The following is a 14,406-nucleotide window of genomic DNA, read 5'->3' as shown; positions in this document are numbered from 1 at the left end:
TGCCGCCAATAGCATATGGAGTAAAAACATGACCTACGAAGAATACCTGGATGAAGTGACCACGCTGATCGTGGAAAAATACAATCTGGCCGATGCGGCCGCGATCAAGCTGGTGGTCGCTGCGCAGGACGCCGAATTTTTCGTCAAGCACGACGACGATAAGAAGTTGCGCAATATCGACCAGGCGCATAAGGACGCCAAGACCATTTACGACGCGTCCCTGGGCAAGAAGAAAAAATAACCGCGCCGGGCAGTGGAGTATGATCGTCGCACCATCATTGCGCGCCGAGGACGATCATGCCTGTCTCCCTTACGATTGCGAAGAATGAACAGCTCACGCTGGAGATGCTGTCCAATCTGGTGAACCGCCATGGCTGCATCACCGGCGCGACCGGCACCGGCAAGACGGTCACCCTGCAGAAGATCGCGCAATCGCTGTCCGATATCGGCGTGCCGGTCTTCATGGCCGACGTCAAGGGTGACTTGTCCGGCATCGCCAAAGCGGGCGCGCTGAGCGAGAAGATGGGCCAGCGGCTGCAGGCCTTGCAGCTGGAGGCGCCGCAATGGGCCGGTTGCCCCGTCACCTTCTGGGACGTGTTCGGCCAGCAGGGCCACCCGGTGCGGGCCACCGTCTCCGACCTTGGACCGCTGCTGCTGGCGCGCATGCTGAACCTGAACGATACGCAGGAAGGCGTGCTGCAGCTGGTGTTCCGCATCGCCGACGATAACGGCCTGCTGCTGCTCGACACCAAGGACTTGCGCGCCATGCTGCAGCATGTGGGCGACCATGCGGCCGACTACAAGACCAGCTACGGCAATATCAGCGCCGCCAGCGTCGGCGCCATTCAGCGCGGCCTGATCGCCATCGAGGAGCAGGGCGGCGACCAGTTCTTCGGCGAGCCGATGCTGAACATCGACGACCTGCTGCAAACCGATGCGCAGGGCAAGGGCGTGGTCAACATTCTGTGCGCCGACAAGCTGATGAACGCGCCGCGCATCTATGCCGTTTTTCTGCTGTGGATGCTGTCCGAGCTGTTTGAAAACCTGCCCGAGGTGGGCGATGTGGACAAGCCCAAGCTGGTGTTCTTCTTCGACGAAGCCCACCTGCTGTTTGCCGAGGCGCCCAAGCCCCTGCTGCAAAAGATCGAGCAGGTGGTGCGCTTGATCCGCTCGAAAGGCGTGGGTGTTTTCTTCATCACGCAGAACCCGCTCGACATTCCCGACACGGTGCTGGGCCAGCTCGGCAACCGCGTCCAGCACGCGCTGCGCGCCTATACGCCGCGCGACCAGAAAGCGGTGAAGGCGGCGGCCGAAACCTTCCGCCCCAATTCGGCACTGGATATCGCGCAGGTGATCTCGGAGCTGGGCGTGGGGGAAGCGCTGGTGTCCTTCCTGGACGAGAAGGGCGTGCCGCATGTGGTGCAGCGCGCCTTCATCCTGCCGCCGGCCAGCCAGCTTGGCCCCATCGACGCCGGCGAGCGGCAAGCTGCCATGGCGGCATCGGTGGTGGCTGGCGTATATGAAAAAACGGTAGACCGCGAATCGGCCTATGAAAAGTTGAGCGGCCGCGTCGCCGCCAGCGCCACCGTCCGCACGGCAGATGACAGTCCTGCGACGGCAGTGGAGCGTGACGTGCCTGCAGGCCGAGGCACGCCCGCCGCGCAGCAGGACGGTGCCGCCACCGGCGAAGGCGGCTCCTTGTTCGGCGATGTGCTGGGCGGCCTATTCGGCAAGACTAGCAAGCGCGAGACGGCGGTGCAGGCGCTCGTCAAATCGGCTGCGCGCAGCATCGGCTCCCAGGTCGGCCGCGAAATCATCCGCGGCGTGCTGGGATCGATTTTGAAAAGGTGAAATCAGGCGGCGCGTGCCAACGGCGCCGCCAAGGCCAGTGCTTTCGCTTGCTGGCCCGGCAGGCGGCCGGTGTTGCCGGTCTTGGCCAGGTCGAGCTTGAAGACGGCGACGGCGTGGGTCAGGCCGGCAGCTTGTTCTTCCAGCGAGGCGGCGGCAGCGGCGGCTTCCTCGACCAGGGCGGCGTTCTGCTGCGTCACCTGGTCCATTTCGCAGATGGCCTGGTTGATCTGTTCGATGCCGGCGCTTTGTTCCTCGCTGGCCGTCATGATCTCGCCCATGATGACATTGACGTTGCTGATGCTCTGCAATACCTCGTCCATCGTGCTGCCGGCTTGATCGACCAGTTGCTCGCCCTTGTTCACATGCGCGACCGAGTCGCTGATCAGCGCATTGATTTCCTTGGCGGCGGAGGCTGAGCGCTGCGCCAGATTGCGCACCTCGGCCGCGACGACGGCAAAGCCGCGACCCTGTTCGCCGGCGCGCGCCGCTTCCACCGCCGCGTTCAGCGCCAGGATGTTGGTCTGGAAGGCGATGCCTTCGATGACGCTGATGATGTCCACCACCTTGCGCGAGGAGGCGCTGATGGCGCCCATGGTTTCCACCACCTGGCCGACGGCCGCGCCGCCGCGCGTGGCGGTTTCGGAGGCCGACATCGCGAGTTGATTGCCGCGGCGCGCGTTCTCGACGTTCTGCTGCACGGTGCTGGCCAGTTCCTCCATCGAGGAGACGGTTTCTTCCAGCGAGCTGGCTTGCTGTTCGGTGCGGCTGGAGAGATCCAGATTGCCGTTCGCGATTTCCGACGAGGCCGAGGCGATAGTGTCGGCGCCGCCGCGCACATGACCGACGATGTTGACCAGGCTGTCGTTCATTTCCTTGAGCGCCTGCAGCAGCTGGCCCGTTTCATCGGTGGAGCGCACTTCGATGCGGCTGTCCAGATGGCCGGCGGCCACCCGCTGCGCCACTTGCACCGCCTGCGAAATCGGGCGGGAGATCGAACGCGTAATGGTCCAGGCGATGGCGATGCTCAAGGCGACAGCCAGGGCCGAGAAGCCGAGCATCAAGCTCATATTGCTCTCGTAGGATTGTTCGGCCGTCGTTTCGTCGCGCTGGCTCTTCTCTTTTTGGAGGGCGCGGAAGTCGTCAATGACTTCTTGCCATGTAGAGCTGGCGGGAGCGGCTTTGTACAGCAGGAGCTGAAGCGCGTCTTCGCGGCTGGTTTTGCTCAGGTTCAGGAACTGGTCGTTCAACTGGCGCGCAGCCGCCTGATGTTGCTTGATCTTGGCCACCAGCGCCTGGCCCGCCGCATCCAGCGGCATGGTTTGCAGGGTTTCGAAAGCCGCATTGTATTTTTGGCGCGCCGTATCGATTTTCGCCGCTTCGCGCTTGGCGGTGTCCTCGTCCTGCAGCAGGGCCAGGGTGCGGATCACGCGCGAAACCACGTGGGTGGATTCCGACATGGTCTGCAGCAGTTCCATCTTCTTGATATTGATATCGACGATGTTGTGCAGGGTCTTGTTCGAGTTGCGCATGCCTTGAATACCGCACAACATGACGCCGAGCAGCAGCGCCAGCACGATGATATAGCCGCAACTGATACGGGTGCCGATTTTTAGATTGCCAATTTTCATGAGAACGTTTCCTAGTGTTGTCTTGCGCATGTGTCGGGATGGTGCGACCTGGAATGCCGGCGCGGATGTTGCCAGCTCAGGTAAGTGCCACCGAAACGAAGAGCGAACGCGGCACTATGAAATTCCCGGCGTGGTTTCGGACGAGAAATTAGAATTTCACACAAGAAATGTGGAAATTGGTGAGAATTTTACCGTGAGAACTCTCGCAAAAAACAGCGGAGCGGAAATTTCTTGCGCAATTTATGCGATTTGTTGCAAAAAATATTAGCAGCTAAACCTTTAAGCTGACTTTCCGAAAATATTCCAGGCCATTCCGCGGCCTTTTCGCTGCACCGGACAAATTGCAGCCGGACCTCTTGTGATTTTTCATTTATACTCCAATTGGAGTATATAAGGAGGATAAATGAAGATCGTCAAGATCAAGTCAAAGCTGCCTGACACGGACAAGGTCACAGTGAATCTGGGGTTGGTGGACCTTGCGCAGATGGATCTGCTGGTCGGTGAGGGCTTTTACACCAACCGCACCGACTTCGTCCGCACGGCTATTCGCAACCTTTTGCAGCAGCATGCGGAGGCGATCCGCCAGACCGTGCTGCGCAAGCGTTTTGTGACGGGATTGCAACGCTATTCCCGCGCCGAACTGGAACGCGTCGTGGCGGCTGGCGAACAGCTGGAAATCCATGTGCTCGGCCTGGCCACGGTGGACGACGATGTCACGCCGGAACTGGCGCGTTCGGCCATTGCCTCGATTCAAGTACTTGGCGCGTTTATCGCGTCGCCCGCGGTCAAGGACGCGCTAGCCGACCGCCTTCACACTTAGAGAACGGACAGCATATGAAACCCTTTGAGCAATTTCTCGGGCAGATGATGGAAGCGGCACGCCTGGCCCAGGCGAAAGATCCACAGGCGGCCACCGAAGTGATCCAGAAGGCGCTCAAGGCCGCCGGCCTGCTGCCAGGCCAAGCGGCGCCAGCGGCGGACGATGCCGCGCCGGAGCTGATCGACCTGAACGCGTTGCCCGAGTGGGTGCGCAAGGCGCGCGGCGGGGCTACCGCCGACGGCATGCCGAAACCTGCACGGCGCGCGCGTTGGAATGTGCCGGGACGCAAGCGCAGCCGTGCTCCGGCCCATGACCCGCGCGCGCCCGGCGAATTTACGCAAGGCTCGTTCCAGGCCAGCGCCGGCAGCCGCCATTACAAGCTGTATGTGCCGTCCACGCCGGCCAGCGGACCGCGTCCGCTGATCGTGATGCTGCACGGTTGCACGCAAGACCCCGACGACTTTGCGGCCGGCACCGCCATGAATGCGCTGGCCGAGCAGCATGGCTGTCTGGTGCTCTATCCGGCGCAGGATCGCAGCGCCAACGCCTCGCTGTGCTGGAACTGGTTCGAGACGCCGCACCAGCAGCGCGACGGCGGCGAGCCGTCCCTGATTGCCGGCATGACGCGGGAGGTCATCGAACGCTGGGGGGCGGACCCGCAGCGCGTCTACGTGGCCGGCTTGTCGGCGGGCGGTGCGATGGCCGCGATCATGGGCGCGGCCTATCCCGAGCTGTACGCGGCCGTCGGCGTGCACTCCGGCCTGCCGGTCGGCAAGGCGCGCGACCTGATCACCGGTTTGGCGGCGATGAAGAAGGGGGCGACGGGCAAGGGCAGGGCGGCGGGCAAGTTGCGCCAGCGGGTTCCCGTGATCGTGTTTCATGGTGACCGTGATGAGGTGGTCCATTGCGGTAACGGCGAGGCGGTGCTGGAGCAGTTTCTGCATGCGGCGCCGGCCTCGCGCGACGATGCGCTGCGCCGCACGCAGGAACGCGATGGCGACGTGAGATACACGAAGACGGCCATGCTCGACCGCTCAGGCCGCTCCGTTGCGGAATACTGGGAACTGCATGGGGCGGGCCATGCCTGGTCGGGTGGCAGTCCGGCTGGCTCGTACACGCATCCGGCGGGACCCGATGCGTCCGCCGAAATGTTGCGCTTCTTTCTCGGCCAGACAGGATGACGGAAAGCTGGACCGTAACCATCATTTTGTCACTACTCAATAGAAAGTAGCGCGCGATTGCAATTCAATACAGGAGTGCACACTCACCGGCAGCGCTAGTGCGAACACTGTTGACCTTGCTGATCGGAAACGAAATACTTGCTCTTCCGAACCTTTTTTATGGCAGCGCGACATGGCAACCGTTACCGAAGTGAAAAGCACCACCCCCTCTGGCCTCAACCACATTGACGCGCTGTTGGGCAATTTGCCGAACTGGAATTACCTTACCTCTGGCGGAAATAACCTGTATTACACCTTCTCGGTGGCGGGCGGCCTCGAAACCGGCAACAGCGCGATCCTGAGCGCGCCGCAGGTTTTCAGCGTCGCCCAGCAGGCCGCCACGCGCACTGCATTGAACTATCTGGCGCAAATCACCGGTATCAAGTTCACTGAAACCAATGACACGGGCTTGGCGCAGATCCACATGGCCAACGCCAACATCAATGGCAGCAATACCACCGGGCTGGACAGCTCGCGCTACAGCTACTCCTACGACGGCAACAATAATGTCACCAAGTTCACGGCCGCCACCTACGTCTATCTGGACAACGCCGAATGGGCCGGCATGAACGCCAATCTCACGCCCGGCACGCAAGGCTATGAAACGCTGCTGCACGAGCTGGGCCACGCACTGGGCCTGAAGCACTCCTTCGATGGCGTCATCCGCTTGCCGGCAGCCACGGACAACACCGCCTACACGCTGATGTCCTACACCCATGCCGGCGGCGCGCATGCGACCTTCGGCGAATACGATCTGGCGGCCCTGAAGTGGCTGTATGGCGGCGATGGCCTGGGCGGCGCCCTGGGCGTCAACTCCGTCGGCGGCGGTCGCTACATCACCGGCACCAGCCAGGCCGATACGCTGACCGGCGGCGGCGCCAACGATATGCTGGAAGGCGGCGCGGGCAACGACATTCTGGACGGCGGCGCCGGCATCGACACTGCCTTCTACAGCGGCGCGCGCAGCACCTACAAGGTGACGCAGACCGGCGCTTCGCTGTGGCAGGTGAGTGGCCTGGAAGGCACGGACACCTTGAAAAATATCGAACAACTGCGCTTCAGCGACGGCACCGTTGCCATCGGCAGCAGCACGCCGATCGCGCCTACGCCGCTGGTGGATACCGTCGCGCCGGTTCGTCCGACGCTGGTGTTCACCAAGGATGGTTTGGCCACGGCCAGCGGCAACCATCCCACCTTCAGCGGCGTGGCGGAAGCGGGCGCCAAGGTCGAAATCTTCAACGGCAGCGCCAGCCTGGGTGTAGGCAAGGCGGCGGCCAATGGCAGCTGGAGCATCACGCCCGTGGCGCTAGCCAACGGCAATTACCACGTGACGGCGCGCGCCACCGACGCGGCCGGCAATGTGTCGGAAGCCTCGCTGGCGAAGGACTTTGCGGTATCGAGCGTGCGCAACCTGACCGGCACGGCGGGCGCCGACCGGCTGGTGGCGACCAGCGGCGGCAACTACATCGACGGCGGCGCCGGTACCGACACGGTGGTGTATTCGGGCGCGCGCGCCAACTACTCGGTGGAGAAGACCGCCTACGGCTTCAAGGTGACGGACCTGTTTGGCAATGGCGGCAGCGATCTGCTGGTGCGTGATGAACGCATCCAGTTCAAGGATGTGATCATGACGCTGGATAACACCGGCATTACTGCGCAGGCCAGCAGCGTCAGCAAACTGTCCTTTGACCAGGCGGCGGATGCTGGCGTGAAGCTGGTCGGCGTCCATCACCACGGCAACTGGCATATGCACGACTGGGAATAAACATACCCTGCGCCCTGGCTCGCTTTCGGGTAAGGGCGCGTCTGCGCTGTCCCAGCGCCGGTCATTTATGAATTTCTATGCTGGCATGTTCAGGGCGGATATGGCCTCGGGGCGTGATGATGGCCCCACAGAGTTTGGCGCCGTCCTTGAACTTGGTTTTTGCCGAGAAATTGACCCAGACCCGGCCGAAGCCGCATTTAGCGTCTCCGCGCTTGCGCCACATCTTGCCGTTCGGTAGTTCCGCCCAGGCCGCAAATTTGCCGTTGCAGCTATGGCCTTCAAAAATATCGGCCGCCACGCCGACCTTGTCGACGTACAAGCCCTTGCTGTTACCGAATGCCGAAGTGCAGACCATGGCAAAGTCGCCATCCAGCTGGCTTTGCGTGCATCCTTGCGCGCTGGCTGTGGCTGGCGCGAGCAGCCAGAGGGCGGCGAACGTTGCCATGGCGCTTATGAGCTGCCTTGCGCGTGCAGGCCTCAGTGGCGGGGAGGGGGCAGGCAGCGTTCGCCGTGAACTCGGCCGATCCGACGCCGATAAATGCTGATACACAATCGAGATATCCATTTTGCAGTCCTTTCAAAATGCGCCGGAAAGAACGTCGGGCATGACTTCTCTGGCAGGACTAGAGCTTCTTTCAAGCGCTGAATCCATTGGATAGGTTTTCGGCCACCCGGTGCGCACGATACCATCCGATAAGATCGGCGGCTTCTCACCTCAAGGTCAAGCTCATTGCGCCGGCGATGGGGCGTCGTTGCTGTGGCGGCGGAAAAAGTCCCAAATCAATTCGTTGGCATTGGCTGCCTTGCTGGTGCGGCCGATGGGAAGCCCGATATTGAAGGGATCGGCGCCTGGCCAGGTATGGCCGCCGTCCTTGATGGTTAAGAGCGACACGCGCCTGCCGCCATGGGCATGTTCTACGATGGTGGCTGCAGTCGGGTCGCCCATCGCAGGCTGCAGTTGCCGCGTCTGCGCCGGACTCTGTTCCATGGCATTGACCTTCAGCCAGTAGTCGAGGGTGGCCGGCGCCGACAGGTAGGAACCGGCTTTGCCCTCATACGACACAACGCTGTCGCTGGTTCCTTGCACCAGCATCACGCCGACCGGCAACCGTTGACGATGGTGTTCAATAACCGGCTCTGGCAGGGGAGCGCCAACCGATGCGACAGCGGCGAATTGCTGCGGCATTTCCGCAGCCAGCCGCAGGCTGAAGAAGCCGCCGCGCGACAAACCGGTAGCGTACACGCGGCGCGGATCGATGCGATAGTCGCGCTGCATGGTCGTCAGTATGGCGCGCACAAAGCCGACATCGTCCGTGCCCTCCTTGTAGGACATACCGAAGCCCACGTTCCAGTCGTTCTTGATGCCTTGCGGGTAGACGACGATAAAACCATACCGTTCGGCCGTCCGGTTCATTTGCGTGTACAGCATTTGCTCGGCCGCAGTCATGCCGCCGCCCGCGAAGTTCAGCACAAGGGGGAACTGCCGTTCCGGCGCGGCGGCATAGGCGGCGGGCGTGTAGACGATGTACTTCCGTTTTACATCCTGATGTGTCAGCGATTGAACTTGGGACAGTGCATGCAGAGGTGCCAGCATGAGGGCGAGGCAGAAGACGAATTTTTTCACGGCAGCGCTTTCGAAAAGATGGAAGGCGCAGCGTAACTTTGACGATGTCAAAGGAATGTGAAAGCCTATCTTGGCGCATTCGCCAGCCCTTCGCGCAGGAAGCCATCCCGCCGCGCCATGCGAACCAGGCTAGGGGGCGTGCTGAGGGAGTGCTCGAACTGCGCGATCACTGCTTGCAGTGGCGCGCTGTCGAGGTGTGCCTGCAGGGCGGCGGCATCGGTGTAGCGTTCGAACACCATGATCCGATTCTCGTCTTCAATGGTGGTGAGCACTTCATATTGCAGCGTGCCGGGTTCGGTGCGCGCATGCGCCACCAATTGATCGAGCGCGGCTAGCAGGGAAGTTCGAAATTGCGGGTGGGCGTCAAGCGTGGCAAGCAGGTACATAGAAACTCCTCGGGTGGTTGAGAAACCGAAGTCTATGCAATCGGACGCGATGGAGGATTGTAAAAATGGGACTTTTCGTGCAAGCCAGTGATGATCGTTTGCGGCGTGTTGCCCGTCAGTGCGCGCGTCTCGTGAATAAAGTGCGCCTGGTCAAAATAGCCCATGCGCAAAGCGGCATCGAGTGTTCCCATGCCCGGCTCCAGCGCCAGCATGCGCAGCGTATGGTTGAAGCGGGCGATGCGTACAAATTGTTTTGGACTGAAACCGTAGGCATCCGTGAACTTGCGCCGGAAGTGGCGCTGCGTCCAGCCTGACTGCTCAGCCAAGGCGTCAATGCTGGTGCCGGGCGCGTAGTACAACTGATCGAGCAAGCCATCCAGCGCGCGGCCGGAACGGTCCTCGTGCCGCCCCAACTGCGCAAGGAAGAATTGATCGAGCAAGGCGGCGCGGCTGGCCGGTTCATCCGCCAATCTTAGCTGGTCAGCCAGCCGCTCGGCGCCGCTGCCCCAGATGGCTTGTGCTGGCCACTCCTGGTCGTGCAACTGGGCCGAAGACTGGGAACAGAAATGCCGCAGGCTACCGCTGCGAAAACGCACAGCGGCGAAACCGAGAGCACCATTTTCGCCGATGGCGATGGCGCGCGTGCGCAGGCACAAGAGGACCGCCTGTGGCGCCTCCTTCCCATCCAGAAGAAAGGGCGTACCGTAATGGAAAATGCACTCCGATCCAGTGCCCGGGGGAAGTTGCGGTGGAAGGTGATGCTCGCCTTCCCAGCCCCAGTAACGGTCGATGAAAGGGCGCAGTCGTGCGCTTGGACGAAGATGCCAGCGTTTTGGAAGCATGGCGGTATGCTACACGATTGCAGGAACTTGAACCGGGGCCAAACGAGAGGCAAATCAGATAACAATCTGCGGAGTTGGATTTTTCAATATGCTACGATGTAGCTATGCTGTAACACTCGGAGCGAAGTCATGAGCGAAGCAACCTTTACGTTTCGGGTTGATGAGAACCTTAAAGAGCAATTCGCCAAAGCGGCCAAAGACCGCGACCGTACCGGTGCGCAGCTGCTGCGCGAGTTTATGCGAGACTTTGTGCTGCAGCAGCAAGAAGCGGCTGAACATGAGGCCTTGTTCCGCCGCCAAGTGCAGATCGGCCAGAACTCGGCCAATGCCGGCAATCTCGTACCTAACGCTGAAGTGGAAGCCAAGTTTGCGGCGAAGCGAGAAGCAACGCGGCTGCGCTTGAAGGCAGCCGGAAAGTGACGGCATTGTTTTGGACGCCTGAGGCGATTCAAGACCGCGAAGACATCTACGAGTATATCGAGACCAACAATCCGGCCGCTGCACTTGCTCTCGATGAGCTATTTTCAGAAAAAGCAGGCCTTCTAGTCGATCACGCTGGCCTTGGCAAACCTGGTTCTTGGTGGACGGCGGTGCGGCGATCAAAATGGTATCGGCGATGATCTCTTCGTGCATCATTAAGCCCTTCTCGGCCAAGCGAGCGTTGACGGTATCGAAGATCTGGCGCGTCAGGGGGGGAGCTTCAAGTAGATGACTGAACTTCAGCAAGGTCGTCGCGTCCGAAGCCGGCTCACGGTTCAGGTCAATGCCGACGAAACTGCGGATAGCTTGGATTATCGTAGATCGCGTCTTTAATGCCCTCGTCGGACAGCCTGAAACATTGTTGTGCTACGTACATGCGCAGCATTCACGCCAAGCCAATCGGCGGGCAGCCAGCGCCTGTGGCTTTCGGGTAGAACGGCTCGATGAGCTTGTGCAGCTTGCTCCAGGGCGTAGCCTGATCAATCTCGACAAGGAATCTGTTTCCCCGTATGAGTTTCTGCTTGGCGGCATGCTTTCAAGCGCAATATAGCCCCGCGTTCAGACTAATTCAGGAATCCTTCAGACCTTTTTGAAGGCGCGTTTGATACAAGACTGGTAGCGGCACCGATATCCGGCCGCGCAGACTTTCTCAATCAAGGAGCCTTCATGCGACACGTTTACCGATTCGTCTTCGCCACGCTGCTGATGCTGCAAGCAGCGCTGGCACACGCAGCGCCTGTCACCTACACCATCACCAGCAAGCTGGCCCGCGTCAACCTCAGTATCGAGCACCAAGGTTTTATCCAGCTCAGTGGCACGCTCAAGATCACGCCGGGCAGTTTCGTGTTCGATAACGACGACTGGTCCAAATCATCGGTGCAGGTGACGATGCCGACCCGTACGCTGGATATGGGCGACGCCATGTGGAACCAGCAGCTGCGCGGCGACGAGAGCTGGCAGAAGCTGTTCAAGGCGCCCTACATCTCTTTCCGCAGCACGCGCCTGGAACGCAGCGACGCCACCCATGGCGTGCTGCGCGGCGAGCTGACGCTGGCGGGCGTGACCAAACCGGTGGCGTTGATGGTGCGCTTGAATAAGATCGGCCGCAACCAGGTCAACGAATTGCCTTCCATCGGCTTTACTGCGACCGGCACCATCAAGCGTTCAGAATTCGGATTGGATGCCTATCTGGATCTGGTAGGGGACGAACTGGCCGTGCAGATCCAGATGGAGGCGGCGGTGGGGCCGGACAAGGACGCGCCGCACCAAGCCGGCAGCAGCGCGCAAGGCGTGATGGCTCAGTGAAGCGGCGCCAGCGCCAGCGCCTTGCTGACTTCCACCGCGATGTCCTGCTGGATCTTGAGCTTGTCGTTCCACGCGCGGTCGTACGACTCGGACCAGACCACCAGGCCGTCGCTGGTGCGCATCAGCCGTGCCGTGACGCGCAGCGTGGTGCCCGATTTGCGCACGCTGCCGTCGAGCACAAAGGCCACGTGCAGCGCCTTGCCAATCTCGCCTACCGCACCGCGCTTCTCCTTGTAATAGTAAGACGATGCGGGTGGCGCCACCGCCAGGCCGGGCACCTTACTTAGCTTGTCGATCAGCTCCTCGGTCATGCCATCGGCGAACGGTTCCTCGTTCATGCCGTCTGTGATGTCGAGCAGTGGCAGCACGGCGATGGTGCGTTGGGTCGCCGCAGGCTTGATCGCCAGGACGCCGCCTTGCCAAGCCAGGACAGTCAAAGCCAATATGGCGGCCAGCGCTGCAAACACGGCGCTGCGCCGCCGTGGCTGCGGCATGGCGGTGGATGGCTGCTCCAGCGCGCGGACGGCGGCGCCGTCCGTCGGCGCAGGCGCCAAGTCGCGCGCAGTCGCAGCGGCGACAAGGGCCACTGCTGCGATCAGCCGATAGCCGCGCCGTGGCACGGTGGCGATGTAAGTGGGACGTTTGGAATCGTCACCCAGCTGGCGGCGCAGCGCGGTGACAGCCTGATAGACCGAGTCCGGCGAAACGACCACGTCCGGCCAAACGCGGGCCAGCAACTGTTCCGCGCTGAGCACATCGCCCGGCTGTTCGGCCAGGCAAAGCAGCAGGCGCAGCGTGCGGTCTTCCAGCCGTAGCTGCTTGCCGCCGTCCGTCATCTCTCCCGTGACGGGATCGAGGGTCCAGTTACCGATGCGTAGTGGCGTTGAATGTGGTCGGTCCAAAGGCATGGCACCCTAAGTTGGCATTTAAATAATATGGCGATTATAGCAGCCGCTTGCCTGTGCGCTGACGTCATCCGAGTCTTCAATTCGCGAATCGCCGAAGCTGGCGGGAGGGAAATTACTTTTGTCTCGTGGCGTTCAGGAAGAAACCTTCCCAAAACAGCACGATTTGGTTCCTGTCCCGGAGGTAGATGAAATTTATGCCCACCGGAGATGCGCATTCAATCGCCACTTCCTGCACATAGTCCGGCAGCGGTAGGTGCTTTGGCTCGAAGTTGTATTGCTTGACGAAGTAGGAATAGAAGCGATGCCTCGCCATTTTGAAGGATGCATTCTTGCAATCGGCATCGTCAAAATGGACGTGCTGGGACTCAATGAGCAATGTTTTACCCACCAGCTTAGTCGCGTCTTCGCTCGATAGGGACGTTGTGTCCTGGCTGTCCAGCACCGCCGTGATCTTCCATATGCCGACGAGCTTATGGTCCGCTTGCTGGGCATGCGCTGCCAGGGAAAGCAGGAGTGCAGAAAAGAAGAGTGTAGGCTTCATAAACGCGTCTCCTCAATTCTAGCGGAAGGGCGCGCTTTCTTCCTGCCTGCGTTGGATGAGTCCGCGAGCAACAACTCTTTGGCCGCCTACATTCGTCCGGATGTTACGGGACATATTGTCCGCCGCTTCTTGTAGACGGCCATGGTCAACAAGTGCCAGCGTGCTGGCAGCGCCGTTTGCGCCGGTGTTGAAGGTATAGCTCACCAGGGCATCAAATTGCTCCTGCGTGAGGGCTTGCCGAGTTACCTTGCGCTTGACTGCGCGCTCGGCCTCCCGAAGGGCAGCAGCGAACGAGATTTCCACCTGCGCCGTTGTGAGTGGACGGCGCAGCTCGGCCGCCGTGCATGGTCCCCGATGCACAAGGATGCCAATGCCATAGGTGCAGTTGCCCCGGTTTCCGCCCATATCGTTATAGTAACCTCGTACCCGTTCCCGGCTACGGAGGCGGCGGCGAGCGGCTGCGCTCATGGACAGGCTGGTGTTTGGATTGACAGGGGAGGGAGCGGTAGCCATTGGGGTTCTCCAGTTTTGATTGGGAAGATGGCGCATTGAGTCCTCAATTTATCAGCGCCAGCCAGTGCCGCGCTGATATTTCTCAATGGAAATTCCCATGCTGCTCCTTGTTTCTGAAGATAGGCAGCTGACCTGCAGGGAGAATCCAGATTTGGTGGGGGAACCCTGCACCAGATAGTAGGTGACGCGGAGTTCGAATCCGTGGCTCTGGCTGTGGCAAAGGCTCTCTTGCTTAATTGCTGGAGAAAGCGTGTGGCGCATTGCGAGGCGAACTGTTTCACCTGCCCCAAGGTGGTCCTCTCTGGTCCATTTCCGGTCGCCGTGGCGGTGAGATTGACGGGACACTAGCCGTGTCAACCGGGTAACTGCTTTGGTAGCTGGTGTCGTATTCGGCGCGGCTACTCCGTCAGGCGCAGGCTGTGTCAGGAGTATGCGGTGGTCAAGAAATTTCGGACACAACAATAGGTTCACGCACTGCCATTTTCCGTTCATAGACGGCGGGCGACAGATTGCCCAATGCTGA

The 14,406-nt window shown here is 60.8% G+C and carries 16 protein-coding genes and 1 pseudogene; 8 read left to right on the top strand and 9 right to left on the bottom strand.

From position 1 onward, the window contains the following. Positions 1 to 28: 28 nt before the first annotated feature. On the top strand, positions 29 to 241 hold the full coding sequence (locus FHS03_RS25380; protein WP_050408774.1) for a hypothetical protein: 213 nt from the start codon (positions 29 to 31) through the stop codon (positions 239 to 241). Between the two features lie 56 nt (positions 242 to 297). Then, a complete protein-coding gene (locus tag FHS03_RS25375) occupies positions 298 to 1,851 on the top strand; it encodes a helicase HerA-like C-terminal domain-containing protein (protein ID WP_183443692.1) in 1,554 nt (517 codons plus the stop codon). A 2-nt stretch (positions 1,852 to 1,853) separates the two neighbouring features. Here FHS03_RS25375 and FHS03_RS28570 read toward each other — a convergent pair whose 3' ends face one another. Next, entirely contained in the window at positions 1,854 to 3,479 is a 1,626-nt protein-coding gene (locus tag FHS03_RS28570) for a methyl-accepting chemotaxis protein (RefSeq protein WP_183443691.1), read from the bottom strand. A 403-nt stretch (positions 3,480 to 3,882) separates the two neighbouring features. Between FHS03_RS28570 and FHS03_RS25365 the strand changes: the two genes are divergently transcribed. The 3 genes from FHS03_RS25365 to FHS03_RS25355 all read left to right on the top strand — a co-directional run bounded on the left by FHS03_RS25365 (position 3,883) and on the right by FHS03_RS25355 (position 7,284). After that, positions 3,883 to 4,299 carry a ribbon-helix-helix domain-containing protein gene (locus FHS03_RS25365; RefSeq protein WP_183443690.1) on the top strand — a complete coding sequence of 139 codons (417 nt, stop codon included), beginning with the start codon at positions 3,883 to 3,885 and terminating at the stop codon, positions 4,297 to 4,299. Between the two features lie 14 nt (positions 4,300 to 4,313). Next, on the top strand, positions 4,314 to 5,480 hold the full coding sequence (locus FHS03_RS25360; RefSeq protein ID WP_183443689.1) for an extracellular catalytic domain type 1 short-chain-length polyhydroxyalkanoate depolymerase: 1,167 nt from the start codon (positions 4,314 to 4,316) through the stop codon (positions 5,478 to 5,480). Positions 5,481 to 5,652: 172 nt separating this feature from the next. Further along, positions 5,653 to 7,284, top strand: coding sequence for an Ig-like domain-containing protein (locus tag FHS03_RS25355; RefSeq protein WP_183443688.1), 1,632 nt, complete (start codon positions 5,653 to 5,655; stop codon positions 7,282 to 7,284). Between the two features lie 61 nt (positions 7,285 to 7,345). On the opposite strand, the gene FHS03_RS25350 is transcribed toward FHS03_RS25355, so the two are convergent. The 4 genes from FHS03_RS25350 to FHS03_RS25335 all read right to left on the bottom strand — a co-directional run bounded on the left by FHS03_RS25350 (position 7,346) and on the right by FHS03_RS25335 (position 10,136). Continuing rightward, positions 7,346 to 7,729 carry a hypothetical protein gene (locus FHS03_RS25350; protein ID WP_183443687.1) on the bottom strand — a complete coding sequence of 128 codons (384 nt, stop codon included), beginning with the start codon at positions 7,727 to 7,729 and terminating at the stop codon, positions 7,346 to 7,348. 282 nt (positions 7,730 to 8,011) lie between these two features. Beyond that, positions 8,012 to 8,908, bottom strand: coding sequence for an extracellular catalytic domain type 1 short-chain-length polyhydroxyalkanoate depolymerase (locus FHS03_RS25345; protein WP_371871774.1), 897 nt, complete (start codon positions 8,906 to 8,908; stop codon positions 8,012 to 8,014). A gap of 65 nt (positions 8,909 to 8,973) precedes the next feature. Further along, the gene (locus FHS03_RS25340) at positions 8,974 to 9,294 is read right to left on the bottom strand and encodes a putative quinol monooxygenase (RefSeq protein WP_183443686.1); all 321 of its coding nucleotides are present in this window, start codon (positions 9,292 to 9,294) and stop codon (positions 8,974 to 8,976) included. Between the two features lie 32 nt (positions 9,295 to 9,326). Then, positions 9,327 to 10,136 carry a helix-turn-helix domain-containing protein gene (locus FHS03_RS25335; RefSeq protein ID WP_183443685.1) on the bottom strand — a complete coding sequence of 270 codons (810 nt, stop codon included), beginning with the start codon at positions 10,134 to 10,136 and terminating at the stop codon, positions 9,327 to 9,329. A 129-nt stretch (positions 10,137 to 10,265) separates the two neighbouring features. On the opposite strand from FHS03_RS25335, the gene FHS03_RS25330 reads away from it, so the two are divergent. Both FHS03_RS25330 and FHS03_RS25325 read left to right on the top strand, forming a co-directional pair. After that, entirely contained in the window at positions 10,266 to 10,556 is a 291-nt protein-coding gene (locus FHS03_RS25330; protein ID WP_183443684.1) for a CopG family ribbon-helix-helix protein, read from the top strand. Continuing rightward, positions 10,553 to 10,756 carry a type II toxin-antitoxin system RelE/ParE family toxin gene (locus FHS03_RS25325; protein WP_183443683.1) on the top strand — a complete coding sequence of 68 codons (204 nt, stop codon included), beginning with the start codon at positions 10,553 to 10,555 and terminating at the stop codon, positions 10,754 to 10,756. The genes FHS03_RS25330 and FHS03_RS25325 overlap by 4 nt, the downstream gene beginning before the upstream one ends. On the opposite strand, the pseudogene FHS03_RS25320 reads toward FHS03_RS25325, so the two are convergent. Beyond that, a pseudogene (locus tag FHS03_RS25320) lies at positions 10,686 to 11,127 on the bottom strand (transposase); the annotation flags it as partial. The gene FHS03_RS25325 and the pseudogene FHS03_RS25320 overlap by 71 nt on opposite strands. A 155-nt stretch (positions 11,128 to 11,282) precedes the next feature. On the opposite strand from FHS03_RS25320, the gene FHS03_RS25315 reads away from it, so the two are divergent. Beyond that, complete coding sequence (locus FHS03_RS25315) at positions 11,283 to 11,921, top strand: YceI family protein (protein ID WP_183443682.1); 639 nt, start codon at positions 11,283 to 11,285, stop codon at positions 11,919 to 11,921. Here FHS03_RS25315 and FHS03_RS25310 read toward each other — a convergent pair. The 3 genes from FHS03_RS25310 to FHS03_RS25300 all read right to left on the bottom strand — a co-directional run bounded on the left by FHS03_RS25310 (position 11,915) and on the right by FHS03_RS25300 (position 13,883). Then, on the bottom strand, positions 11,915 to 12,823 hold the full coding sequence (locus tag FHS03_RS25310; protein WP_229426431.1) for a winged helix-turn-helix domain-containing protein: 909 nt from the start codon (positions 12,821 to 12,823) through the stop codon (positions 11,915 to 11,917). The genes FHS03_RS25315 and FHS03_RS25310 overlap by 7 nt on opposite strands. Positions 12,824 to 12,941: 118 nt before the next feature. After that, complete coding sequence (locus FHS03_RS25305; RefSeq protein ID WP_183443680.1) at positions 12,942 to 13,370, bottom strand: hypothetical protein; 429 nt, start codon at positions 13,368 to 13,370, stop codon at positions 12,942 to 12,944. Positions 13,371 to 13,388: 18 nt separating this feature from the next. Beyond that, entirely contained in the window at positions 13,389 to 13,883 is a 495-nt protein-coding gene (locus FHS03_RS25300; RefSeq protein WP_183443679.1) for a glycoside hydrolase family protein, read from the bottom strand. Positions 13,884 to 14,406: the final 523 nt, after the last annotated feature.

It is taken from the genome of Pseudoduganella violacea (genome assembly GCF_014191875.1).
Taxonomy (GTDB): Bacteria; Pseudomonadota; Gammaproteobacteria; order Burkholderiales; family Burkholderiaceae_D; genus Rugamonas; species Rugamonas violacea_A.
Note: the sequence above shows the minus strand (reverse complement) of the source record. Positions and strands in the feature narration are given on the sequence as shown.

What these genes read in the sequence shown, in the direction of transcription:
- FHS03_RS25380 (WP_050408774.1), top strand. Translation starts at nt 29, where the DNA reads ATGACCTACGAAGAATACCTGGATGAAGTGACCACGCTGATCGTGGAA.
- FHS03_RS25375 (WP_183443692.1), top strand. Translation starts at nt 298, where the DNA reads ATGCCTGTCTCCCTTACGATTGCGAAGAATGAACAGCTCACGCTGGAG.
- FHS03_RS28570 (WP_183443691.1), bottom strand. Translation starts at nt 3,479, where the DNA reads ATGAAAATTGGCAATCTAAAAATCGGCACCCGTATCAGTTGCGGCTAT.
- FHS03_RS25365 (WP_183443690.1), top strand. Translation starts at nt 3,883, where the DNA reads ATGAAGATCGTCAAGATCAAGTCAAAGCTGCCTGACACGGACAAGGTC.
- FHS03_RS25360 (WP_183443689.1), top strand. Translation starts at nt 4,314, where the DNA reads ATGAAACCCTTTGAGCAATTTCTCGGGCAGATGATGGAAGCGGCACGC.
- FHS03_RS25355 (WP_183443688.1), top strand. Translation starts at nt 5,653, where the DNA reads ATGGCAACCGTTACCGAAGTGAAAAGCACCACCCCCTCTGGCCTCAAC.
- FHS03_RS25350 (WP_183443687.1), bottom strand. Translation starts at nt 7,729, where the DNA reads ATGGCAACGTTCGCCGCCCTCTGGCTGCTCGCGCCAGCCACAGCCAGC.
- FHS03_RS25340 (WP_183443686.1), bottom strand. Translation starts at nt 9,294, where the DNA reads ATGTACCTGCTTGCCACGCTTGACGCCCACCCGCAATTTCGAACTTCC.
- FHS03_RS25335 (WP_183443685.1), bottom strand. Translation starts at nt 10,136, where the DNA reads ATGCTTCCAAAACGCTGGCATCTTCGTCCAAGCGCACGACTGCGCCCT.
- FHS03_RS25330 (WP_183443684.1), top strand. Translation starts at nt 10,266, where the DNA reads ATGAGCGAAGCAACCTTTACGTTTCGGGTTGATGAGAACCTTAAAGAG.
- FHS03_RS25315 (WP_183443682.1), top strand. Translation starts at nt 11,283, where the DNA reads ATGCGACACGTTTACCGATTCGTCTTCGCCACGCTGCTGATGCTGCAA.
- FHS03_RS25305 (WP_183443680.1), bottom strand. Translation starts at nt 13,370, where the DNA reads ATGAAGCCTACACTCTTCTTTTCTGCACTCCTGCTTTCCCTGGCAGCG.
- FHS03_RS25300 (WP_183443679.1), bottom strand. Translation starts at nt 13,883, where the DNA reads ATGGCTACCGCTCCCTCCCCTGTCAATCCAAACACCAGCCTGTCCATG.